At 59.2% G+C, this 25,213-nt stretch carries 17 protein-coding genes; all 17 read right to left on the reverse strand.

Annotated features, from left to right (window positions below; translation table 11 throughout):
* Nucleotides 1–821: 821 nt before the first annotated feature.
* Nucleotides 822–3,635, reverse strand: a complete 2,814-nt coding sequence (locus I2D57_RS07350) for a phosphoenolpyruvate carboxylase (protein ID WP_411161256.1) — start codon at nt 3,633–3,635, stop codon at nt 822–824.
* Nucleotides 3,636–3,892: 257 nt separating this feature from the next.
* Nucleotides 3,893–5,206 carry a histidine--tRNA ligase gene (gene hisS, locus I2D57_RS07355; RefSeq protein WP_195362008.1) on the reverse strand — a complete coding sequence of 438 codons (1,314 nt, stop codon included), beginning with the start codon at nt 5,204–5,206 and terminating at the stop codon, nt 3,893–3,895.
* Between the two features lie 303 nt (nt 5,207–5,509).
* Nucleotides 5,510–6,814, reverse strand: coding sequence for an MFS transporter (locus tag I2D57_RS07360; RefSeq protein ID WP_195362009.1), 1,305 nt, complete (start codon nt 6,812–6,814; stop codon nt 5,510–5,512).
* A 3-nt stretch (nt 6,815–6,817) separates the two neighbouring features.
* Nucleotides 6,818–8,116 (reverse strand): M20 family metallopeptidase, encoded by a 1,299-nt coding sequence (locus I2D57_RS07365; protein WP_195362010.1) that lies wholly within the window; start codon nt 8,114–8,116, stop codon nt 6,818–6,820.
* 115 nt (nt 8,117–8,231) lie between these two features.
* A complete protein-coding gene (locus I2D57_RS07370) occupies nt 8,232–9,215 on the reverse strand; it encodes a DMT family transporter (RefSeq protein ID WP_195362011.1) in 984 nt (327 codons plus the stop codon).
* A gap of 339 nt (nt 9,216–9,554) precedes the next feature.
* Nucleotides 9,555–11,744, reverse strand: a complete 2,190-nt coding sequence (locus tag I2D57_RS07375) for a YhgE/Pip domain-containing protein (protein WP_195362012.1) — start codon at nt 11,742–11,744, stop codon at nt 9,555–9,557.
* Nucleotides 11,745–14,510 (reverse strand): YhgE/Pip domain-containing protein, encoded by a 2,766-nt coding sequence (locus tag I2D57_RS07380; protein WP_324249215.1) that lies wholly within the window; start codon nt 14,508–14,510, stop codon nt 11,745–11,747.
* Between the two features lie 326 nt (nt 14,511–14,836).
* Entirely contained in the window at nt 14,837–16,861 is a 2,025-nt protein-coding gene (gene htpG, locus I2D57_RS07385) for a molecular chaperone HtpG (protein WP_195362014.1), read from the reverse strand.
* A gap of 202 nt (nt 16,862–17,063) precedes the next feature.
* Nucleotides 17,064–17,567 carry a GNAT family N-acetyltransferase gene (locus I2D57_RS07390; RefSeq protein WP_195362015.1) on the reverse strand — a complete coding sequence of 168 codons (504 nt, stop codon included), beginning with the start codon at nt 17,565–17,567 and terminating at the stop codon, nt 17,064–17,066.
* 39 nt (nt 17,568–17,606) lie between these two features.
* Nucleotides 17,607–18,257 (reverse strand): tyrosine-protein phosphatase, encoded by a 651-nt coding sequence (locus I2D57_RS07395; RefSeq protein ID WP_022094060.1) that lies wholly within the window; start codon nt 18,255–18,257, stop codon nt 17,607–17,609.
* Nucleotides 18,258–18,274: 17 nt separating this feature from the next.
* Nucleotides 18,275–19,012, reverse strand: coding sequence for a CpsD/CapB family tyrosine-protein kinase (locus I2D57_RS07400; protein WP_055285949.1), 738 nt, complete (start codon nt 19,010–19,012; stop codon nt 18,275–18,277).
* Nucleotides 19,013–19,014: 2 nt separating this feature from the next.
* A complete protein-coding gene (locus I2D57_RS07405; RefSeq protein ID WP_195362016.1) occupies nt 19,015–19,671 on the reverse strand; it encodes a YveK family protein in 657 nt (218 codons plus the stop codon).
* Between the two features lie 195 nt (nt 19,672–19,866).
* Nucleotides 19,867–21,291, reverse strand: coding sequence for a sensor histidine kinase (locus I2D57_RS07410; protein ID WP_324249216.1), 1,425 nt, complete (start codon nt 21,289–21,291; stop codon nt 19,867–19,869).
* Between the two features lie 3 nt (nt 21,292–21,294).
* Complete coding sequence (locus I2D57_RS07415) at nt 21,295–22,023, reverse strand: response regulator transcription factor (protein ID WP_118080836.1); 729 nt, start codon at nt 22,021–22,023, stop codon at nt 21,295–21,297.
* A 64-nt stretch (nt 22,024–22,087) separates the two neighbouring features.
* Nucleotides 22,088–22,963, reverse strand: a complete 876-nt coding sequence (pstB, locus tag I2D57_RS07420; RefSeq protein WP_229055684.1) for a phosphate ABC transporter ATP-binding protein PstB — start codon at nt 22,961–22,963, stop codon at nt 22,088–22,090.
* Nucleotides 22,964–23,066: 103 nt separating this feature from the next.
* The gene (locus I2D57_RS07425; RefSeq protein WP_195362017.1) at nt 23,067–24,305 is read right to left on the reverse strand and encodes a sensor histidine kinase; all 1,239 of its coding nucleotides are present in this window, start codon (nt 24,303–24,305) and stop codon (nt 23,067–23,069) included.
* A gap of 26 nt (nt 24,306–24,331) precedes the next feature.
* On the reverse strand, nt 24,332–25,027 hold the full coding sequence (locus I2D57_RS07430; protein ID WP_195362018.1) for a response regulator transcription factor: 696 nt from the start codon (nt 25,025–25,027) through the stop codon (nt 24,332–24,334).
* Nucleotides 25,028–25,213: the final 186 nt, after the last annotated feature.

Raw genomic sequence — 25,213 nt, forward strand, 5'->3', positions numbered from 1 at the left:
TAAAGCCGTTTGTCTCCACCCGCGTAGCGGGTGGTTTAAAGCTGGCCGCTGCGCGGCCAGCAGACTAAAGTCTTGAACAAAACGGCCGCGATCCCAAACGGGACCGCGACCGCCTGTCAAAGACACTATAGACAGGATGATTTACGCAGCGCCGAGGCAAACATCTAGCCCGAGACGTACGCACGTAAGCCATTTTGCATAAATGCGTTAATTAATTGCATAAAATGGCGCATGGATTTCTAGCCGTAACAGGGTGGTACCCTCCGGAGCGTGCATTTTTGCGAGTATTCAGCATCGCGGGATAAGATTTTGGTGTCAAAAGTCTTTCAAAAGGTAGATAGTCCTCATGACTCGTCCCATCTGGATAGCATGCGGCGAGAAACCAGCCATATATGAACATCGCCAAAGCCCAATCGTCGTGCAAAAGCATCAACAGGGGCCGCGAACGTCACCCATAGCCTTATGCACCAATCTTTGGCTGCTGAAAACTCCGTTTTTTGCACGTCGTCCCAAGCACCACCCTCACCCAGCGGCTGATCCGCCGTAAACCGAGGACGAAAGGACCCGATGGGTTTCCCTCTGAATGCACTCCGCAGCACGAAGCCCCTTCCAAACGCGCGAAGCGCGCCATTAATTCCCCCAGCCAGTAATCCGCCGAAGACCGGACATCGCAGGGCCCGCCATTAGTTTACTTTTAGGCACACTCCGCAGGACGCAAGAAGCCCTCGCCGCACGAAGTGCGCAGCGAGGGCTTCTTGCATGTCCGAGGACGTGCCTAAAAGTAAACTGATGGCGGGCCCGGACGACTACAGGGCTATCGATTACCCCGTGTTCTGCAGTCCTGCCGAGACGCCGGTCACAGTCGAAAGAATCAGGCTCATGTACTCGGCCTTCTTCTCCTCGGCCATCTCGTCCTGGTTCATACGCACCTCGCGAAGGGCGCGGACCTGGGCGATGGACAGAGCGTCGACATAGGGGTTACGCACGCGAACGGCGCAGCCGAGCACACGACGACGTTGCAGCGGCCACTCATCGCCGACGATGGCAAGGACCCACTTACGCGTGAGCTGCATCTCGGTGAAGACCTTCTCGGACAGATCCTGGCGATCGCCCAGGTGCAGATACATCTTGGCGATGCGCTGGTCGGTCTTGGCGATCGACATCTCAATGTTGTCGATAAAGGTGCGGAAGAACGGCCACTCCTGGTAGGCAGCCTTGAGCTGGTCAAGGTCGCCCAACTGCTCGCAGGCGGTGCCCAGGCCGTACCAAGCGGCCAGGTTAATGCGCGCCTGGCTCCAGCTGAAGATCCACGGAATGGTACGCAGGTCGTCGAGCGACTTGGCGCCCAAGCCACGCTTGGCGGGACGCGAGCCGATCGGCAGCAGACCGACCTCGGTCAGCGGCGTCACGGTCGAGAACCACGGCGTAAAGTCCTCGGTGTTCAGCAGGTCCAGATAGCGCTCGTGGCTTGCGGCGTTGAGCTTCTCGGCCATATCCCAGAACTTCTGCGTGGTCTCGGTGTTGGTCTTCTCGACACTCGGGGCCGACTGCAAAAGCGTTGCGGCGGCAACGGACTCAACATGGCGCTGAGCCAGCGTGCGGTTGCCGTAACGGGCAAAGATGACCTCGCCCTGCTCGGTGAGCTTAAAGAAGCAGTTGACCGAACCCTTGGGCTGCGCCAGCACGGCCTTGTTGGCCGGGCCGCCGCCACGGCCCACGGCACCGCCGCGACCGTGCATGAGCACCAGGTCGATATCGTTCTTCTCGGCCCACTTGGCAATGCGCTCCTGCGCGGAGTGCAGCGCGAGCATGGCCGTGGTAGGACCGGCATCCTTGGAGGAGTCGGAATAGCCCAGCATGACCTCCATGCGGCGGTTGGTCTGGGCAAGGCGCTTTTGCACCACAGGCAGCGTAAGCATCTGGTCGAGCACGTCGACGCAGCCCTCGAGGTCCTCGAGCTGCTCGAACAGCGGGATCACGTCGAGCTCGGGGACATCCTCCTCGTGTGCAAAGGACAGGTGGGCAAGCTCAAAGACGTCGGCCACATGCTGGGCGCTCTTGGTGAACGAGATGATGTAGCGGTGCGCCATCTTCTTGCCGTAGCGCTTTTGGATGGAACCGATGGCACGGAAGGTGTCGATGACCTCGCGCGTCATGGGCTGCAGGTCACCATGGATACCGTTCTCGTGGATATCCTTGAGGGCGCGGGCGTGCACCACGGAGTGCTGACGGAACTCCATCTCGACCATATGGAAGCCGAAGGACTCGACCTGCCAGATGATGGTCTGGACCGGACCGTAGGCGGCACGGACGGCACCGCAGGCAGCAAGCGAACGCTGGACGACGCGCAGGTCATCCAGGAACTCGTCGGCGCTGTGGTACATGGTGTCGGTGATACGGCGCACGGTGGCGTTCAGACGGTCGGCCATGACGAGCATGACGGCGCGATGCGGCTCGTGCTCGGAAATCAGCTCGGCGCGGGCCGTGTACTGGGTACTCATCTCGACCTGATGGTTCCACAGGTTGATGAGCTCGGCAGACGGCTTGCTGTAGGTGGCCTCGAGCGTGAGGTTGCGGCCGATGCGGCGGCACTTGTCCTCGAGCTTGAGCACCATGTGGGTAAAGTACTTGGCGGCGACCTCACGGCTCACCTTGGCGGTGACGTTGGGGTTACCGTCGCGGTCGGAACCGATCCAGCTACCGGGATGGAAGAACGCCGGGCACAGCGGCGGCACGGTACCGGCCTTGTCGCCCAGCACCCAGTCGTCAAAACGACGATAGATGACGGGAATGACGTCGAACAGCGTGTTATCGAAGATGTCGATGATGGTATCGGCTTCCTCGACCGGCGTGGGCTTCTTGAGCGCGATGGGGCTCGTACGCACCAGGGCGTCGATCTCCTGCAGCATATGGCGCTCGTTCTCCACCAGGTCGGAGCCGCCCAGACGCGGACGCTCCTCCAGCAGGTTGGAGATACGGCGAATCTTGCCCTCGACGGCCTTACGACGGGCCTCGGTGGGATGTGCGGTAAAGACAGGGTGGAACTCGAGCTTGCCGAGCAGCTCATTGGCACCCTCGACGCCCATCTCGTTTACCAACTGGTGATAGGCGACGGTGAGCTCGTTGGCGGGATCGACCTCGGTATCGGTCGATGCGCCGGCCTCGCGCTCGCGCAGCTGCGCCACACGGTAGTTCTCCTCCGACAGGTTTGCCAAGTGGAAGAAGCTCGTAAAGGCGCGAACGATGACCTGCTGCTTATCAAGCGGCAGGCTGTCAATCAGATCGACGACTTCGCGAAACGCCACGGCGGTGGGCTCGTCGGCAGTGGGCACGCCCTGTTCGTCAACGGACTCGTCGGCAGCGCGGCTACCGGGGTTGCCAGCATTGGCCACAATCTCGGCTGTCAAAATCTTGTCGAACAGGTCCGCGATCTCAGGATCATACTCGCTAAGCACACGACGCTCCAGGCGCAGGAACAACGCCAGATTGTCGCGCAGCTCCTCGGGGATCTCGATCTCGGCGAGACGCTCCCTGGACTCGGCATTCGAGCCGATTCGGTTAACGAGGCGGTTGACCACGGCAGCGACGCGCGCCGCGGCTTCGGGTACAGACTGGTTGCTTAGGTTCTCAGCCACGTTTCCTCCCATTCCTCCTTCTATGCACGTAACATGCGGTATTCATTATAGGCGCTTGAGAAATACTTTCGACACTGATTGCGCTTTACCACACAAAAGTATTTTCTGCATTGCAAGGGTTTTTGCCCTAAATGGTCGTATTTCTCGGTGGACGGCATACACAAACGGGGGCATTCCGCATAAATGCGAAACACCCCCGTAACAATCGCTCGCCGCGAGCGGGACGTGTTAGCGGGTCCGCAGCTCAAAAAGATGCGCTACAGGCGCTCGCGAACCGCCTCGACGACGTTGGCCAGATCGGCAAGGACCTCTTCGTGGCTCTCCATGTCGCGCACCTTGACCTTGCCGGCGGCAAGCTCGTCGCCGCCCAGGACCAGGATGAGCTTGGCGCCCACCTTATCGGCCTGCTTAAACTGGGCTTTGAGCGAACGGCCCTGATAGTCGGCCTCGGTCACGATGCCTGCGGCGCGAAGCTCCTGCGTAATGGCAAAGACGTTCTGGCGCAGCTCCTTGCCGGCGTTGGCGACATAGACGCACGGGGCCTCCTCGGCACCCAGATCGCTGCCAAAGGCCTGCAGGGCCAGCAGGGCGCGCTCAAAACCGACGGCAAAGCCGACGCCCGCCGTGGGCTTGCCACCCTCGAGCTCGACCAGGCCATCGTAGCGACCGCCGCCGCCGATGGAGCCGACGCCGGCGCCAGGGGCCTCGACCTCAAAGACGGTGCGGGTGTAGTAGTCCAGACCACGCACCAGGGTGGGATCCTCTACATACTCGATACCGGCAGCATCCAGATAGCGCTTGACTTGCTCGTAGTGCTCGCGGCACTCGTCGCACAGGTTGTCGCCCATCAGCGGAGCCTCGGCCATGATCTCGCGGCAATGGTCGTTCTTGCAGTCGAAGGCGCGCAGCGGGTTGAGCTCGGCGCGCTCGCGGCACTCGTCGCACATCTCGTCGGCGTGGTCGAGAATGAACTGCTTAACCTGCTCGCGATAGGCCGGACGGCACTGCGCATCGCCCATCGAGTTAATGAGCAGACGGAGCTTGGAAAGATCGAAGCCCAGGCGCTTGTAGAACTCCATGAGCATGATGATGCACTCGGCGTCTGCCGCCGGATCGGGAGCGCCGAGCCACTCGATGCCCACCTGGTGAAACTGGCGCAGGCGACCCTTCTGGGGACGCTCGCCACGGAACATGGCCTCGGCATAGTACGCCTTAAACGGCGTGGAGCCCTGGGGCACTAGGTTGTTCTCCACGACGGCGCGCACCACACCGGCCGTGCCCTCGGGACGAAGGGCCAGGCGCTGCTTGGGCTTAAGCTTGGTATCGGTGCCCTCGGTAAAGACGCGCTCCAGGTTGGCACCGCTGAACACGCGGAACATTTCCTTGCGTACGACGTCGGTCGACTGGCCGATACCGTGGACAAACACGTCCACCTGCTCGATCGCGGGCGTCTCGATGGGTTTAAAACCAAACGGCTCGAACACGCCGGCCGCAATCTGCTGCATCTTTTGCCAGGCGCGCATCTCGGCGCCGATAAGGTCGCGGGTTCCCTCCGCCTTCTGTGCCTGCATGGGCAAACACCTTTCTTTTGTATCGCGTCATAGGTAACGGTCATTATACGGCACAAACACAAACCGCGGCGGCGCGTCTGACCGAACGAGGGTATGGGGACTCGTTCGGCCTGACGCACCGCCGCTGTTTGCGATCCGCTTTCCTCCGTCCCCTTCGGATCACGTGATCTGTTGGGGACGGAGGAAAACGGATCATTCGTAGGCCCGTGGCCGCCTTGGAAACCGAATGATGGTACGAGCATCCATTCGGCTTCCAGGGCGACCACGGACGAAGCGGACAGGTAACGATGCGCCTTGGCCTACCTACTCCCCCGCCACGCTCGCGCGCAGCTTGGCGGCGATGGGCTCGGATGCCAGCAGGAACACGAGCATGACCACGGAGCACGCCAGGCACACAATCCAAGTGCTCGCAAAGGAGCCCGTGGCATCGAACAGCACGCCCGAGACGATGGCACCCACGGTGCCGCCGACCATCTCGAGCGAGGTAATGGTGCCCGTGACCTTACCCAGGTCGGCCATGCCAAACTGCTTGGACGCGGCAATGGTAGGCGTGATGGTGCCCATGCACGTTCCGACACCAAAGCTCACGGCAGCCACGATGGGACCAAGATCGGTCGCGGGGAAGCACAGAGCAACGCAAGCGATAATGCACGCAACGGATCCCAGCACGTTGCCAAAGCGCAGCCCAAAGCGATCGTAGATGGCGCCGAGCGAAATCTTGGCGATAACGACGGTGACCATATAGGCCGAAAGCACCGTACCGGCCCACATGGGATCGTGACCGCCCGTGACGATCTTGGCGCCGTTGACGGTAACGCTCGTCATGTTGGTAACCTGGTTGGGCAAGATGGCGCCGTTAACGAGACCCATAAAGAGGAAGGCGACGACAAGCAGCCAAAACGCCGGGCTCTTCTTGATACGAGACCAGCCGACGCTAACCTCGGGCGCCGTGCGCTCGTCCTTGTCGCCAGCCGTCGAGACGGACGGATCGCCCGGGTTCTCGCCGAGCGGCTTAAGGCCGATATCGGAAGGCTTGGTGCGGAAGGAATAGGCCGTGATGGGCAGTGCCGCCACAATGCAGACGGCAGCGAGTACCAGGAACGCAGAGCGCCAGCCCACGCTCACGATAAGCGAGCTCACGATCGGCGAGAGAATAGCGCCGCCAAAGCCCGAGCCCGAAAGTGCGATGGAGATGGCAAGGCCTCGCTTGGCGGTAAACCAGTTGGCGGTCACTAGGCTGATGAGCAGGCGGGTCGAGGCCACAGCGAAGCAGCCCGAAACGGCAAAGAGCACGTAGACCTGCCACAGCTCACCGACAAAGCTCATGCTGGCAAGAACGGCAGAGGTAGCGATAACGGTTAGGGAGCCCAAAACGCGACCGCTTACTTTATCGGCAACATGGCCAATGACAAGCGATCCGATAACGCTCACCACGGTGGAGATGGCGTTGGAGATATTGTACTGCGCAAGCGTGATGCCCAGGTCGCTTACGATGAGCGGCTGAAACAGGCTCATGCAGTTAACGAAAATCGTGTAGCACGTGGCCATGATCACAAAGCCGGAGGCCACTACGAGCCAGCCGGGGAAAAATTTACGTTGCTGGGACATGGATTACTCCTTGTGGTCCGCAATGTATCCGAGAGCGACGGCGGCATAAGCCGCGGCGCCGAGGGGAAGCTCGGCATCGTTAAAGCGCGCCTTGGGATGGTGCTGGGCAAAATGCTCATCCGTATCGGTTACAGCGGCGCCCACGGTAAAGTACGCACTCGGGATCTCGCTCGAGATCAGCGCGAAGTCCTCGCTCGCCATGGCGTGGAACAGCGGCAGGAAGGCGGCCTTGGGCAGCACCACGCCCACGTAGCCAAGCGACGCCTGGGTCATGTCGTCATCGAGTACGAGCGGCGGAACATCCGAAAGTGTCTCGATGGTCGCCGGCGTACGATAGGTCGTGGCAACGCCGTTAACGACCTCCGCGATGCGGGTCTTTAGGTGAGCCATGAGCTCAACATCAAAGCCGCGCAGCGTTCCCTCGAGCACGCAGGTGTCGGGAATGACGTTGGCCGCTTGGCCACCGGCAAACTTACCCACGGTCAGTGCGACCTCCTTGGCCGCCGGCACTTCGCGAGCAATGAGCTCCTGGAGCGCCAGGTGCACATGGACGCCGGCCGCGATGGGGTCGATGCAGATCTCGGGGCTCGAGCCATGGCCGCCCTTGCCCTGGAGCGTGATGCGGAAACCGTACACGCCCGAAAGCGCCGGACTGCCGTAGAGCACCAGGCCAAGCGGCGACTGGCTGTTGACATGCATGGCAAAGGCCGCCTGAGGACGCGGGTTCTCGAGCAAGCCGTCGGCGATGGCAGCGCGTGCCCCCTCAAAGGTCTCCTCGCCCGGCTGGAACAGCAGTTTGACGGTGGCATTGGCGTCGACGAGCTCGGCCTCGCGGGCCTTGAGCAGGCGAGCCGCACCAAGCAGCGCCGTCGCGTGCATATCGTGACCGCAAGCGTGCATGCAGCCGTTGGTGGATGCAAAGGGCTCGCCGGATTCCTCGGCAACGGGCAGGGCGTCCATGTCGCCACGAAGCATGATGACCGTACCGGCCTGCTCATTCGTGCAGATGCCATTGCCTTGGGCCGCGGCGGCACCGGCGCCGACAAGGCCCACAACGCAGGAACCATCGACGAGCGTAGCAAATGAGATGTCCATCTCGGTCAGGCGCGCTTGGATATACGTAGAGGTCTGCGGGAGGCTATTACCCAGCTCGGGCATCTGATGTAAATCGTGTCGCCACGCAGCGAGCTCGTCTGCAAAAGCCTGAGCTTCCGCAACAAGACCGTCACCGATAGCGGTCTGCGCCGCCGCGGTGGCCTTGGGCGCTGATTGCGGTTGAAGATCGGACAGTGCTGGTGCCATAGATGCCCTCCAGTAACGTTTTTGCAGCAAGCACTTTGATAGCGTAAAGTGCAAGGTACTACTTTAAGGGCGACGCATAAAAAATGCCGCCCCGGGAGGCGGCGCAACAAATTGTTTACAATTGCGGACGCGGCTTTCGACGCAAAAAATCGAAATGCGTCTCGCTCAAGATAATCGAAAGAAAGATGAGCGCGAAGCCGGCGAGCAGGCGCGAGGTGAGCGCCTCCCCCATCAGCAGCACCGAGAACAGCACACCCGAAGGCGACTCCATCGAAAGGAGCAGCGAGCCCGTTGAGGCCGGGACATGCGCCAGGCCGACGTTTTGGATGAGCAGAGCCACACACGTACAGCCCACCGATAGAAACGCCATCACACCGATAAAGCTCGGCGTCCACACGGACAGCGGCGCTTGGGTCTCGAATAACAGCGACGAGATCAGGCTCAGCACGCCGTTGCCCACAAACATCCAAAACGTGATGACGTTGATGTCCATCTTGCGGCCGTACTTGGCGGTCACCGCCATCTGGATGGCAAAGAAGACCGCGCCGCCCAGTGTGATGACATCGCCGACATTGAACTCGACGCTATCGAGCGCCACCAGGCCAATGCCCGCCAGGCACAGCAACGCGGCGCCCAAGTTGTAACGGGTAAGCTTTTCGCCGCTTAGGACGTAGCTCGCAAACGGCACGAGGATGCAATAGGTACCCGTCAAAAATGCACTCTTGCCTGCCGTGGTCTGTGCCAGGCCAATCGTCTGCAAACCGTAGGCACCCCACATGAGCGCGCCCATGCCAAGCCCGACGATTAGGTTGCGGGCATTGAAATGAGCGATGATGCGTTTGTGGAAGATGACGAACATAACCAGCGAAGCCGGAAGGAAGCGAACGTAGAGCAGCTCGAACACCGGAATGGTATCGAGCGCATCTTTCATGGTGGTGAAGGAATAGCCCCAGATGACCGCTATCGAAAGCAGCAAGACCTTCCAGAACAGCGGCGAGCGTGCGCCGGCACCGCGAGAGGCGCCGCCGGCACCCAAGTCTTCGCGGGCCACAGGGCTGTCGGGCAAGTTTTCGATTTCGTTGGCAGCGTATTGGGCCATGGAACGTCCTCACACTCAATCTGGGCGTGGTGTCCGCACGCGTATGGCTGCGTGCCGCCTCATGGTCAAATACAAACAGGGCGCACCGGACCCCCGGTACGCCCCGCTACTGTAGCAACAACCGGCGTTGCATCGCAATCCAGCCCACTAAAGCGTTTTGTTCCGCCGTTCTACCGAACGGCGGACCGGCCGACGCTGCGCGAGCCGCATTCACGCCAATCTGACGTTCAATTTCAAGGGCGCGACCAGAAGGTCAGCGCCCTTTCATTTCACGTCACCTTGGCGCAAATGCGACTCGCTCGCTGGCATTAGTGCTACATCAGCGTTAACGTTGCCGCACTAAATTAGCTTAGTTGATTCCAGCTTTTCGATAATCCAGTCGTTGGCCTTGATGACCGGACGGCGGAAGACGACGCCCAGTGCCAGCGACGGAATCAGATAGCTCGCCAGAATGCATAGCTCAATCCAGTACTCCATGTGGTACGCACCGGCCATGGCGGCATGCATGGCGTTGATGCCGTGGGTGAACGGCAGGAACGGATAGATCGCCTGGAACACGGGGCCGGTCATCTCGATGGGGAACGTGCCGCCCGAACCGCCGACCTGCATGACCAGCAGCACGACGGCGAGCGCCTTGCCGATATCGCCAAACGAAACCGTAAGCGTGTAGACGATATTGGAGAACACGAGACTCGCGACCCAGCCCGCCAGCACAAACTGCAGCGGGTCGTCGCACTGGATGCCAAAGAACAGGATGTCGCCCGCGCACACGAGCGTTGCCTGCAGCAGGGCCAGACCGCCAAAGAACAGGTAACGGCCCAGGTAGATCTCGTGCAAGCGCACGGGGATCAGCTCATTGATGAGTTCGTCGTCAACCGAGACCTTCATCATGGCCGCCAGCACGATCGAGCCGACCCAGAGCGACAGAATCGTGTAGAACGGCGCCATGGCCGAACCGTAGTTGCGGATCGGATAGACCGGCTTGCGGTCGAGCGCGACGGGGCCGGAAAGCGACACGGCCAGACCCTCGGGATCATTGCCGATCATCGTTTTGATCGTAGCGAGGTCATCCGACATCAAGGCGCCGTCGAGCTCGTCCTTAAACGCACTGATCTTGTCCGACGCCTCGCCCAGCTGATCGGAAGCTTTGTTGACCAGCTTTGCAGCCTTGGAGAGGCCCTTTGCCAGCGAACCGGATGCGTCGGTCAGGCCGTCTACGGCGCTATCCAGGTCGCCCGAGATGCCATCAAGCAAGTCCAGAATGCCCGAAACCGTCTTCTTGAGCTCCTTGGCCTTAACCGAGAACGTGGAATCGTAATCGGATTTGGCGCCCGCGATGCCGGCCTTGGCATCGGCGATGGCCTGATCGACCTCGGCACGCGAGTTGTTGACCTCGGCCATGCTATCGGAGAGAGACTTCGCGGTGGCCGCCAGATCCTTGGCATTGTTGCGGTACTCAACGGCGATTCTGCCCAGCGACGTCGCGGCGGACTTGAGGCCGTCTTTCAAATTCTCATCGCTCACCTGGTCGGCAAGGCTGCGGAGCTGATCGGCCATCGCATCGATATCCTTGGCGCGCGCATTGAGAGCCGCAGCGGCATCGTTGAGTTGGGACACCGTAAGGTAGACATGCTGGTTAGCGGCATCGAACGCCTTCGCGAGCTCGGCGGACACGTTGTCGAACGAGCCCGCGCTTCCGTCAATCGCCGCGTCAACGGCATCGTTGGCGGCCTTGAGCGCTTCCTTGGAATCATTGATGCCGCTCTTGGCGTGCTCCATCAACTGCTTGGTCGACTCATCGACCGTACCCGTCTGCTGGAGCATACCGCTCGCCGACGTCAGCGAATCGGACGTGGAGCTCAAAATGCCCGCAAGCGACGTTGCGCTGGCCTGAACGTCTCGCAGGTCCTCAATCGAATCGCCAAGCGTCGAGGACAGGTTGGCGATAAAGTTGCTGACCTGGTCGGTGCTCATGTAATCGAGCAGGCTGGACACCGTCTTAAGACCGATGCTCGTAATGGTCTCGGTAAAAGTTTCGTTAACCTGGCTCTGAACGGCGCTCGAACCCTTCTCGGTCACGATCTGCGCAATGGCGTTGGCCTTCTGGTTCTCGTAAAACTCGATATCGGCGTGTTTCACGTCGGTCGAGAAAAGCGTCATCATGTCAGCGCTAAACGTTTTGGGGATAACGACGGCAGCATAGTACGCGCCCGACTTAACGCCCTCGATAGCCTTTTCGCGATTGTTGAGCACAACCCAATCGAAGCTCTCGTTGCCGCGTAGGGTGGCGGTCACGTTTTCGCCCACGTTAACCTCGACGGGGATCAAATCGCTCTCGTAACCCTCATCGGTGTTGACCACGGCGATCTTAAGATTGCCGGTGTTGCCGTACGGATCCCAGCTGCCGGCGATGTTAAACCACGCGTACAGACACGGTACGATAATGAGGCCCATCACGACAACCAAGCCGATCACGGAGCGAGACACGTTTTGGACATCGCGCTTAAACAGATGCAGGATGTTCTTCATTTATGCCTCACCTCCTTTGGAGTGCTTGCCAAGCGCGGTGGTATCTCCATCATTTGTGGCTGTGCTGTCGCTGCCCTGAGATTTATGGTGCGAGCCGATATGCGGCAAGCGGCCCGTGGACTGATCGCCGCCCTTGGCACCACGCTCGCTGGCGTTGAGGCCAAACATGTGGCGGGCGGCAGGAATGGCGGCCGTGTGTTCGCGCATCTCGCGACGCAGGTCCTCATCCGAAAGCGCCGAGATGCGCATCTGGGTATTGAGGCTCGCTCGGATATATTCGATATTGATAAGCCAGCCGCAGATGGCAATAACCGAGATGATCCAAATGACAAGCAGGATGATCTTGCCGTTATTGTCGATATCGAGAACCGTCGACAGGACAAAGAGCAGGACCTGAACGCCCACCACGGCGGCAAAACCGCCCTTGATGTAGTACGGGTAGCGATGTTCAAAGGCGACCGCATGATCGAGCAGTTCGCAACGGTACGAATCGGAATCGAGCATGACGCGCATGGCCGTGCGCAGCGAGTAGCGCTGGCGCGGCAGGTCGTTGGACTCGCAAATCATCATACCGGTCGTGGAGAGCTGTTTATCAAAGAGCAGGTTAAGGTTGAGCAGCAGCGGACGCAGCTGCAGACCGATAAAGAGCGCCACGATCAAGAACACGCCCAGAATGCACAGGTTAAACAGGTAGTTAAACGAGTACATGCCGCCGACCGTCTCGCGCAGCAGATTGATGCCGTAGGTAAAGGGCAGCAGCGGGTGCAGCCACTGGAAGAAGCCGGGCATCATCTCGATGGGATACATGCCCGACGAACCCGGAATCTGCACGATGACGAGAATGACGCCGATTGCCTTGCCGATGTGCTTAAACGTAGTGGACAGCGCATAGATGATATTGACGTAGGTGAACGAGATGGCGATGCCGCCCAGCACGAACAGCAGCGGGTTGATGCACTGCACGCCAATCACCAGATCGCCTACCGTAACGATGGTGGCCTGAAGCGCGCCCAGGATCACCAGGAGCATCCAACGGCCGAAGTAGCCCTGGCGCGCCGTAAAGCTGCCAATGCCCTCGCGATCGACCTCGAGCTTGTAGATGGCGATGAGTACGTAACCGCCCACCCAAAGCGCCAGATTGGTGTAGAAGGGAGCGATGCCCGAGCCAAAGCTCTTGACCGGGTAAATCGACTTGGAGGTCAGCTCGACCGGAGAGGCCATGAAATCTGCCACGTCATTGACATCGACGCCCATAAGGTCGGCGAGCTCGCCCATAGACTCAGAGGTCTGCAGCGCCGCGATGTCGTTGGCAGCGGTCGCAAGCTTGTCCTGGACCTTGGCAAGCGAGGAATCGGTCTGGGACAGCGTGGTCTTGGCCTGGCCGAGCGTAGCGTTAAGCTGCGAAAGCGTACCGCGCGCACTTGCAATAGTAGGCGTGAGGCCAGACACGATTCCCGTCAGATCACCCGAGATGGCGGCAAATGAATCAAGCGCGCTCGAGGCCTTCGGCAGCGCGTTTTGACCCAGGTCCGTCTGGGCCTGGCCAAGGTTGGTCGCACCGGTCTGGATTGCGTTATTGATAGCGTCGCTGGCGCCCGAGACAGCCGCGGCGTCATTCGCCATGGCGCTCGACTGCGCAGACAGACCGTCCTTGATGCTCTGAAGCTTTTCATTCTGCTCGCGGAGCAAATCGATGGTCGATACAATGCGCGCGTCAATTTCCTTGGAACCTGTCGACGTGTCATTAACGAGAATTTCCAAGTGCCCGATAACGGCCTTATTGTGGTCGATCGTCGCTTGGAGAGACTCAAGCGAGTTGTCGATGCGGGTGGTCGTAGATGTGACCGCGCCCGTCAGCTTGCCAATCGCAGCGTTCGCGGAGGCTGACGTCTTGGTGAGCGCAAGGCTGCCTTCCGAGAGTGCCTTGGAGAGCGAGGCGACAGAGTTGCCCGCCGTAGCGCGCGCCTCGCCCAGCAGGTCATTGCCCTGAGCGATTGCCTGCGTTAGAGAGGGCGTCTGACCCTGCAGGCCCGCCAACGCGGCATCAGCCGAGGCGATAGCGCCACTCGTCTTATCGATGGCGGCATTCATGTCGCCAATCGAATCGCGCACCTCACCCAAGGTACCGGATGCCTCTGATACCGAACCAGCCAACGAATTCTGAGTCTGGGTTGCCTTGTCCTTTAAATCGACCCCGGCATCCTTGGCGATGCTGGCAACGGTCTCGCCCACTGTGGAGACAAATTCCGAGTTGATCTGCTCCTCGATGGTGCTTGCACCGGTGTCGGTAACCTTGGGCGCAATAGCACTCTTCTTCTCATTGACGTAGTACGTAAGCTTGGGCTGATGGTAGTTGCCGTCGAGCATCGAGACCAGGTTATCCGAGAAGTTCTTAGGGATTACGATGGCCGCATAGTACTCACCGCTCTCGACGCCCTCCTTGGCGTCGGCCGCCGAATCGACGAAGGTCCAGCCCAGCTGATCGTTCTCCTTGAGCTGATCGACAACCTGGTCGCCCGCATTGAGCTCGCCCACCAGGTCGTTTTGGGTTCCCTGATCGTTGTTAGCGATGGCAATCTTGATACCCTGGGTGTTTCCGTACGGATCCCAGTTTGCCACGATGTTGTACCAGGCATACAGCGAGGGAATAACACACACGCCAAGGGTAACCACCAAGGCGACGGGGTTCACGAGCAATCGCTTGATGTCACGCTTAAAGATCGCAAAGGATACCTTTGCGTTGGATAGTTTGCTGCCGAGACTCACGCTTGGACCATCCATCCTGTCGTTGAATCGAATCGTACTATCGACAACCATTGTAGTAGGCGCTTTAACGTCTCAAAGCACAATGGTGTTGAGTTTTGCGGGTAGCAATATACTACGAAGATGAGTTAACGTACAGTTGTACAGTATCTTAAATTTCAGCAGGTCACAAAACCACAACCCGCACAAATAAATGATCCCTTGGGGACGGAGGGATCATTCAAAAGGAAACGAGAGTGGAAAATCTCCCACTTCAAGCCCGCATTCGAGCCAAAAGTGGGAGATTATCCACTCTCGTTCTAATCTAGTTACGGTGCCGTATCCCCGAACTACATCAAGTTGCAAACAGCTGCTGCGAAGGCAACGGGGTCCTCGGGCAGAATGCCCTCGACCAGCAGGGCCTGGTCATAGAGCAAACCGGAGTACTGCTTGATCTTGTCGGCGTCGCCCGCCTTCTGAGCGGCGACGAGCTTGGAAAAGACCGGGTGCTTGGCGTTGAGCTCGAGCACGCGCTGGCTCTTGGGCATACCGTCGGGCGCGCCCTCGGGACCCTTCTGGAGCACCTTCTCCATCTCGAGCGAAAGCGGGCCCTCGGTGGTGATGCACGCGGGAGCATCGGTCAGGCGCGCAGAGACGGCAACCTTCTCGACCTTGTCGCCGAGTGCCTCCTTCATGGCGTTAAAGAGGTCCTCGTTCTCCTTGGTGGCGTCCTCGGCCTCCTTTTTCTCGTCCTCGGTCGCCAGGTCAAGATCACCGGTTGCGACGTTCTTGAGCTCCAGGTGACGATCCTCAACCTCGGGCTCGGCACCATCGGCCACGGCCTTCTCGGCAGCCTCGCGGGCGGCATCGTCCTCGTAGATCTTGGGCATATCGGCGGCAACGTACTCACGCATAGCCTGGAAGGTGAACTCATCCACGTCCTGCGTCAGCAGCAGCACGTCATAGCCGCGGTCGAGCACGCCCTTTACCACGGGCATCTTGGCCAAGCGCTCACGCGAGTCGCCGGCGGCGTAGTAGATGGCCTTCTGATCCTCGGGCATGCCCTTGGCATACTCGGCCAGGGTAATCATCTTCTGTTCCTTGGCAGACCAGAACAGCAACAGATCGGCGAGCTCATCGGCCTTCATGCCATAGCTCGAGTAGATGCCGTACTTAAGACCGCGGCCAAAGTTCTCAAAGAACTTCTCGTAGGCCTCGCGGTCGTTGTCACGCATATCCTCAAGGTCGGCGGTGATCTTCTTTTCCACACGCTTGGCGATGGCCTTGAGCTGACGGTTCTGCTGCAGCGTCTCACGCGAGATGTTGAGCGACACATCGGCGGAATCCACGACGCCGCGGACAAAGTTGTAGTAGTCGGGCAGCAGGTCGTCGCACTTCTCCATGATCAGGACGTTGGAGCTGTAGAGTGCCAGACCCTTCTCGTAATCCTTGCTGTACAGATCGAACGGCGCGCGGCCCGGCACAAACAGCAGGGCATCGTACTCGAGCGTGCCCTCGGCATGGAAGCTGATGGTGCGCGCAGGATCGTCAAAGTCGTGGAACGTGGACTTGTAGAACTCGTCGTAGTCCTTCTGCTCGACATCGGAGCTGCGCTTCTTCCAGATCGGTGTCATGGAATTGACGGTCTCGAGCTCCTGGTAGTCCTCGTACTCGGGCTTGTAATCGTCGCCGGCGTCCTCGGGCTTGGGTTTCTGGCGGCTCTTGGACACCATCATCTGAATCGGGTAGCGCACATAGTTGCTGTACTGCTGAATCAGGCTCTTGAGACCCCACTCGGTCAGGAAGCGATCGTAGGTCTCGGCCTCGCCGTCGGCATCGAGCTTCTCGTTCTCGCGCAGCGTCAGGATGACATCGGTACCGTGCTCGGCGCGCTCGCCGTCCTCGATGGTGTAGCCCTCAAGACCGTCGGATTCCCACACATGGGCGACATCCTCGCCGTAGGCGCGGCTGACGACCTTCACATGGCTGGCGACCATAAAAGCCGAGTAGAAGCCCACGCCAAACTGGCCGATGATGTCGACATCCGAACCCTGCTGCTCGGCGTTCTCGGTCTTAAACTCCTCGGAGCCGGAATGGGCGATGGTGCCCAGATTGCGCTCGAGCTCCTCGGCGGTCATGCCAATGCCGTTATCCGAGATGGTAATGGTGCGGGCGTCTTTATCAAAGGAGACGCGAATGGCCAGGTCGCCCTGGTCGATCTTGACGCTCGGATCCTGCAGACTCTTAAAGTTGAGCTTGTCGACGGCGTCGCTCGCGTTAGAGATAAGCTCGCGCAGGAAGATTTCCTTATTGGTGTAGATGGAGTTGATCATGAGGTCGAGCAGTTTTTTGCTCTCGGTCTTAAATTGACGCATGTGCAGTCCTTTCGCGCTACCCCCGTCCGCAAAAACGGCCCGGTCGCCCGAGCCGCATCGCAGACCTGCTATGTTCAGACTTAGATTTTATAACCCATTAGCGCGCATATATACATACGGAATCGAAAAACTGTATGTCTAAGCGCTCCGATGCGCCAATTGCCAAGGAGTGTCCCCAACTGCCGGCAGAAAAGGAACGTCCCTATCTGCCACCCTCGACCCGCTTGGCCATCCAGGCGTGGGGCTGACCTTCATCCTCGTAACCTACCGGCGCGATCTGCGCGTAACCCGCCTTGGCATAGAGTGGCAGCACGTATTCCTGCGCATGCAGTTTTATGAGCTTGGCACCGGCATCACACGCGGCGGCATCACTGGCCTCGACGATCTTGCTCGCCAGACCGCGACGGCGCATGCTCGGCAGCACAGCCACGCGCCCCATAATATAGGTCTCCCCCGCTGCGACGCCTTCGTCCAAGTCGCACGCCGGCGAAACCGGAGCCTCTGAATCTGCCGCGCGCTCAAGCTCTTCGGGAAACACGCGCGAGCAACCGGCAAGCTCGCCGTCTGCATAGAGCGTCACATGAATGCAGTTCGGATCCTCGTCGATAGCGTCGAACTCATTCTCGTAGCCCTGCTCGTCCATAAAAACGACGCGGCGCACCAGCGCCGCGTCATCAAAGCATCCCGTCTTAAGTTGGATATCCATGGCTGCCCCTTCATTCAATGCGAACGTTAGGGACAGATTTTAGCGAAAATGGGCTCCACGCACGCTAAACTTCGCGCGAGCCTTCGCCAGGCAGTCGTAATGACCCACGTTATGGGCATCGCTCGCGATGAAGCTGTACAGGTTCTGATCGAACAGACGCTGTGCCGGCTTTTTCTCGCGACCAAAGCGACCGCCGGCAATAAAGTCCGCCGAAGCCTGCAGCTTGCAGCCCATATCGACCAGGCGCTCCGCCACGCTTACATCCTTTTGAACCGCACGATAGCGCTCAGGATGAGCGATAATCACCTGGTAACCACGGCACTGCAAATCGTAAATCGTGTTCTCGTACTCTCTAAACGCATACGCATCGGCATGCGTCGAAAGCTCGAGCAGAAACTCGTTGGTTCCATCGAAATGCAAGTGCTCCGCAGCATCGATACCAAGCTCAACAAGCTTTCGATGGTTGACCTCGAAGCCCATCTGGAGCGGAAAACCGTCAGCGTTATCACGCAGCAGCTCAAAGGCATCCCACATCTTGTCGTAATCAAAATAGGGATCACGGCAGTGAGGAGTGCAAACGATTCTGGTTACACCGGCCCGCTTGGCAGCCTCGAGCATCGCCAAGCTCTCATCGAGATCGGCGGCGCCGTCGTCTACACCCGGCAAGATATGGCAATGAATGTCACGCATAGGTCAGCCTTAATCAACTAAACGTTTGCTCGGTTGGTGAAGATGCCCTTTTTGGAAGTCCCCTGATCGTCGGAGCCCTTCTTCACCTTCTTACCGTCCTTGGTGTAGTAGGAGTAGTAGTACTCGCTGGTCTCGGTCTCGCAGTAGTTCATAACGGTACCGATGAGCTTGACCTTCTCGGACTTCTTAAGCTGACCGATGGCGTTGAGCGCCTCCTCGCGCTTGGTGAAATCCTCACGCACGACAAAAAGCGCACCGTCGGTCAGACTTGCGATCTCGGCAGCATCGATGAAAGTGCCGACCGGGGGAGCATCAAAGATGACGTACTGGAACTTGGCGGACAGTGCCTTTACCAGCTTGGCAAAGCGGTGAGAGACGATGATGTCGGCAGGATTGGGAATATGCGGCTCGGCATCGAGGAAGTAGAAGTTCTTCTGACCCGTCTCGACAATTGCCTGGTCAATGGAGATCTGCTCGGAAAGAACCGCATAGAGTCCGCCGCGCGAACGAACGCCGAGCATATCGGAAAGGGACCTGCGGCGCATATCGGCCTCGACCAGGAGCACGGACTTGCCGCTCGTGGCGATTGCCTGAGCAAGGTTAATGGAAACCGTAGACTTGCCCTCGTTGGGAATCGAGGAGGTAACGGTGATGGTGCGAATGGGGTCGTCCACACTCGCAAAGCGGATGTTGGCCAGAAGGGTCTTGGCGGCATTCTGTACAACGAGCTTATCGGTGTTCTTTGCCTTAGCCATGCCTATTTACCACCTTTCATAGCCGGAATTCGGCCAACAACGGGAATACCCAGGAGCTCTTCTGCCTCTTCGGCACCGCGGATGCGGGTGTTGAGCATGTCTGCCAAAACGACATAGGCAACTGCGATAAAGATGCCCGCGAGGAACGCGACAGCAACGTACAGCATACGCTTGGGACCGCTGGGGGCTTCGGGGGTCTTAGCCTCGTCGATAACGTTGATGCTCTGGGCAGCGCCGACGTTCTGAGCGACCGTACTCACCGAGCTGGCCATGGCCTTTGCGACCTTAGCCGTCTCCTTGGCATCGGTGCCGGTAACCGAAAGCGTAATGACACGCGTGGTGGTCTCGGAGGAAACAGACACCTTGTAGTCATCCAGATCGGTGAGGCCCAGTTCCTTGGCGGCGCCGCTCTTAACGCTATCGCTATCCAGCAGCGTGGCGATATCGTTGGAAAGCATCTGACTCGCCGAGAGATCGTTGTAGCTCATCTGACCGCTATCGTCGGTCTTGGCGAGAATGTACATGCTCGTCGTCGCGGTATAGGTGTTGTCCATCGCAACGAAGGACACGATGCCCATGGCGATCGCGCAGACCACCGGAAGGGTGATGACCAGCTGAAGGTGCTTCTTCAGCAGCTGGAACAGTTCGAGAAGGGTCATGCAGCTTGCCTTTCATTTCCCCAGTTCGGATTGACAAAACTGTTCGTATGTTATCGCATCTTTTTACCGAGACCAAACTCTATACATAAGAAACAGGCTCTCCTGTAAAAATGTCGGAAGCAATCGTAAAATTGCACAACAACGCCGCACCCGAAAGTCAAATGCGGCGTCTGCATCAATATCTATGTTGTATCGCTATGCGAATGGCTCGTCCTGCTGTATGGGAAACGTCACCGTAATGGTGGTTCCCACGCCCAACGCGCTCGACAAATCGAGCGTGGCGTGATGATACAGGGCCGCATGCTTGACAATGGCAAGCCCCAGGCCGGTTCCGCCGCGTGCCTTGGACCTACTCTTGTCCACGCGATAGAACCGCTCAAATACCTTGCCCTGTTCTTCAGGCGCGATACCGATTCCCGTGTCGGCGACCGCGAGGAACGGATGGCCTTCGTCGTTGGTGCCGCACTGCAGCGTAACCGTACCGCCGGGCCGATTGTAGCGGATGGCGTTGCTTGCCAGATTATAGATGAGCTCGTCGATCAAGCGCGACACGCCTTCGATGACCACAGGCTTGGTCTCATGACTTATCGTCACATTCGCCTGACGGGCGACCTGTTCAAGACGCTGCTCAACCGCGTAGATGGCACGCGAGAGCTCAATAGGCTCCGTGGACCCAATGGGCACCGCCTCGCCCTCAGTTGCACGCTCGGCCTCGTCCAAGTTAGACAGCGTAAGGATGTCGTTGACGAGCGCCGCCAAGCGGCCTGCCTCACGATAGATGCGACCGCCAAAGTTGCGCAGGTCGTCCCCGCCCTCGACCATGCCGTTTGCGATGAGCTCGGCATAGCCCGAAATCGCCGTAAGCGGCGTCTTGAGCTCATGGGTGATATTCGCCGTGAACTCGCGGCGCATACGTTCGTTGTCCGCCAGCACCGCCATTTGGCGCTTGAGTTCCTGGCGCTGCGACTCGATACGCTCAAGCATGGGGACCATCTCGGCATAGGCGTGCTCATAGCTACGGCGTGGGTGGTCCAAATCCACCTCTTGCAACGGCGCGATGATGGCACGGGACTCGCGGCGCGCCATAAAAAACGAGAGTACCGCACCCGCTGCTGCGATAAGCAGCAGCGGCGCCACCATCGACAGCAAAATCGCCGCAACGCCAGGCTGGGCCTGCGCCAAGCGGACAACCTGGCCGTTATCAAGGGCGACGGCGCAATACAGCATAATCTCGTCGAGCGTAGAGCTTGCGCGCTCCGCGGAGCCCGAACCGCTCTCAAGGGCCTCAACGACCTCGGGGCGATCGCCATGGTTGGGCAACATGGAAGGAGACGCCTCGTTGTCGTAGGCGACCGATCCATCCCTGTTGATCAGCGTGATACGAAGGTCCTCGCGATCGAGGCTTCGCAAAAATGCGATGGGTTCCTTCTGCTCGTTTAAGGCGGCGGCAATAAGCTCGGTTTCTTGCGAAAGGTTGGCACTCGTGGCATCTGCCAAGGTGTTTTGCACAAAGAACGCACCCAACACCGTAAACGCCAAAATGACGGACATTGCGCAGACAAATATCGTCGCAAACACGCGATGCGAGAGCGTGTGTTTTCCCTGAGGGGCAAAGACCACGGGCTACTCCTCCGTTGCGGCGTCCGCGATGCCGGCATCTTCGGTATCGCCACCAGCGGAAGGCTCGGCCAGACGATAGCCCACGCCGCGCACTGTCTCGATAGCGCTGGCACGCTCGCCGAGCTTTTGGCGAAGCGTCTGTACGTGAACGTCGACGGTACGCGAGCCGCCATCGAAGTCCCAGCCCCACACGCTCTGCAGCAGCGACTCGCGAGTAAAGACCACACCGGGTTTGCGCATAAGATACTCGAGCAAATCGAACTCGCGCAAAGTAAGCTTGAGTGGCTCACCGGCAACGGTCACCTCGCGATGGCTGGGCGAAAGCACGATATCGCCCACGCTGAGCACATCACTCACCTGCTTGACCATACCGCCGCGGCGCAGCAGCGCACGGCAACGGCTGGCAAGCTCCATGAGCGAAAACGGCTTAGTCAGATAATCGTCGGCACCGCCATCGAGCGCCATCACCTTATCGAGCTCGGTATCTTTGGCGGTGAGCATCATGATGGGCACCGTCGCCGTCAGGCGGTCGGCGCGCAGGCGACGCATAATTGCCAAACCGTCGGTATCGGGCAGCATGATGTCGAGCAGGACGGCATCGGGTACCCGTCGCGCCACGGCGGCCTTAAACTCGCCATCGCACGAAAAGCCTTCGGCCTCGATTCCCTGCTTGCGCAGTGCATAGACCGTCAAATCCCTGATGTTGTCATCGTCCTCGACGTAATAGATCATGTTGAACCCCTTTGCGGCCGGCATGACCGCATCTTAACCCTAAAGGTACCTTTACTAGATGGTATCAGCCAAAACGTCCCGTTAAATAATCCGCCGTGCGCGGGTCGGTGGGATTTTTGAAGAGCTGAGCGGTGGGTGCGTGCTCCACTAACTCGCCCAGCAAGAAAAACGCGACCGAGTCGGAGATGCGCGCCGCCTGCTGCATATTGTGCGTAACGACCACGAGCGTGCAGGTCTCTTTGAGCTCGCAGGCCAGCTGCTCCACCACCAGCGTCGACACAGGGTCGAGTGCCGAGGTCGGCTCGTCCATCAGCAGAATGTCGGGCTGCACGGCAAGTGCGCGGGCGATGCACAGGCGCTGCTGCTGTCCACCCGAAAGACCCAGGCCCGACTCCTTGAGCTTGTCCTTGACCTCATCCCATAGCGCAGCGCGACGAAGGGAATCCTCGACCAGCCCATCCAGCACAGCGCGATCGCGCACGCCCATGCCGCGCGGCCCATAGGCGACGTTGTCGTAGATGCTCATGGGAAACGGGTTGGGGCGCTGGAACACCATGCCCACGCGCTGGCGCAAACGGCAGATGTCGTAATCGCCCAGGATATCTTGACCATCGAGCGCAATCTTGCCCTCGATGCGGCAATCCTTGATGCCGTCGTTCATGCGGTTAAAGCAGCGCAGCAACGTGGACTTTCCGCAGCCCGAAGGCCCGATGAACGAGGTGATCTGCTTGTCGCGGATCTTGATATTCACGTCCTTGAGCGCATGATGGTCGCCATAGAACAGGTCGAGGCCCTCGACATCGATGCGCGTCGGCGAGGCGGCAAGATCCTCTGCCGTGGGGCGAGTCGCATCCCCAACCTCGCGCTCGTGCGCGGCCTCGGCCTGCGCTTCCATGAGTTCTTCAAGCTCCGTGGGCTCCACAGCCGCAGCAGCCGTCATACCGCATACCTCCACATCGATATCAATTCAGCAGTATCGATAGTAGAAATCGCGGCTCATATGCACGTGAGCGCATTGTCAAGTGTTTGTAAGGGCACGCTGGCTATGCGGCGGGCAGCTCGATGGTGAATATCGTGTGTTCGGGCGTCGATTCACATGCAACGGTACCGCCGTGCGCGCATACGATCTCCTTGGCGATGGCAAGCCCCAGTCCAGCGCCGCCGCGATTGGTCGCACGCGCCGCATCCAGGCGATAGAACTTCTCAAAGATCACCTTGAGCTTTGCCTCAGGGATGGGATCGCCCTGATTGATAAAGCGCACGCGCACGCCACCGCCGTCCCGGCGTCTGGCCTCGATCGTGATGTTCGAGCCCTCATAGCTATAGGCAACGGCGTTTTTCATGATGTTGTTGAACACGCGAGCCATCTTGTCGCCATCCACGAGCACCGTCAGGTCCTCGCGAATATCAACTTGGGCTTCCTTATGCTGCTCGTTGAGGATGGGATAGAACTCGTCAGCCACCTGAGCCAGCAGCAACCCCAGATCAACATAGCCGCGCGTGAGCACGATATCGTGGAAGTCAAAGCGCGTGATATCGAAGAACTCTTCGATGAGTGCATCGAGCCGGTGCGCCTTGTCGAGAGCCACGCCCGTAAAGTGCGCACGTTGCTCAACCGGCAGCTCAGGAGCCTCTTGCAGCAGCGAAAGATAGCCCACCACACTGGCAAGCGGGGTGCGTAGGTCATGTGCCAAGTACGTGACCAAATCGTCCTTGCGATGCGACTCGTCACGCAGAGCTTGCTGCACCTTGCGCTCACGGTCACGCACGCGGTTAAGGGCGCCCTCGACCTCCAAGAAGTCGCCGTCAATGTTGTCCCAGGTGTCGGGGTGATCGATCAGGCGATCTTGAATACGAGCGGCCAGCACACAATCGGCATGCTGCTCGCCCTGTTCGTAGCCCTGGTAGTACAGGGCGCGGCCGCACAAGAACAGCACGCACGCGGCAAGCGCCAGCACAAAGCCAAGCATGTTGAATACAAAGCCGGCATCGAACAGCACCGGCCCTTCGATGCCGCCGAGCGCCATGGCGCCAATCGCCAACGTCATGGCCCACGCGGCGCCGCCAATCACCATGCAGCGGCGCACGATCTCAAATCGATCGATCAGCAAAAAGCCGACAAGCAGCACCGCCAAGATTCCAGCGATGTTATCAATGCCAATCAGCAGCAGGCTCAGCAAAAAGAGCAGCACCGTTGCAAGCGCGCGGTTGTCGACGACCGACCTCACGTATTCAAAGAGTCGATCGGGCACCTCGAACGCTTGTCTATCGTCTTTTGTCATATCAAGATCCTCACAAGCGAAAAGCGTTATTCGATTATGTAGCCGACGCCCCAGACGTTTTTGATAAAGCGCGGCTTTTGTGCGTCGTCGCCAATCTTTTCGCGCAAGTGGCGAATGTGCACCATCACCGTATTGTTGGAGCCGGGCATAAAATCCTCGTTCCACACCGCACGGAACAGGTCCTCCACGGCCACCACGCTGCCGCGATGCTCGACCAGATACAGCAAGATTGAATACTCGGTGGGTGTGAGGCGTACCGGTGCACCGTCCACCGTCACGGAACGAGCGTCGCGGTTGATCTCCAAGCCGTCGAGCTGAATGGTCGGCGACTCGGCCGCCTGTGCACGGCTACCGTAGCTGGTGTAGCGGCGAAGCTGAGCGTGCACGCGCGCGACGAGCTCCAGCGGACGAAACGGCTTAACCACGTAATCGTCCGCGCCAAGCGAAAGGCCCTCGATCTTGTCTTGCTGGGCATCGCGCGCCGTCAGCATGATCACAGGATAGGTATGGCTGGAACGGATCGTACGCAGCAGCTCAAACCCATCGATATCGGGCAGCATGACATCCAGCAGCGCCAGATCGAACTCCTGCTCCAAGATTGCCTTGGCAGCATCGGCCCCGCTATAGGCAATCTGGACGTCAAAGCCTTCTTTTGTAAGGTAGATGCCCACTAGGTCGGCAATGGCCTTCTCGTCATCAACTACCAGTATGCGCTCGTTCATGCGTGCTCCTCTCGCGCTCCATTATGCCCGAGGGGGCGCCCGTCACACACAACAAGCGTGGGTGATTAAGTCGGCCTTAAGCACCCTTGTGCCCGTTCGGGCGCGGATGTGGGCCACGCACGCACGCGATGATCGCCGACGCCGGCAAACGATATACTCTAGTTTCAGAAGAGACCATCCCGTCGA

The organism is Collinsella aerofaciens, from assembly GCF_015553355.1.
GTDB lineage: Bacteria > Actinomycetota > Coriobacteriia > Coriobacteriales > Coriobacteriaceae > Collinsella > Collinsella aerofaciens_V.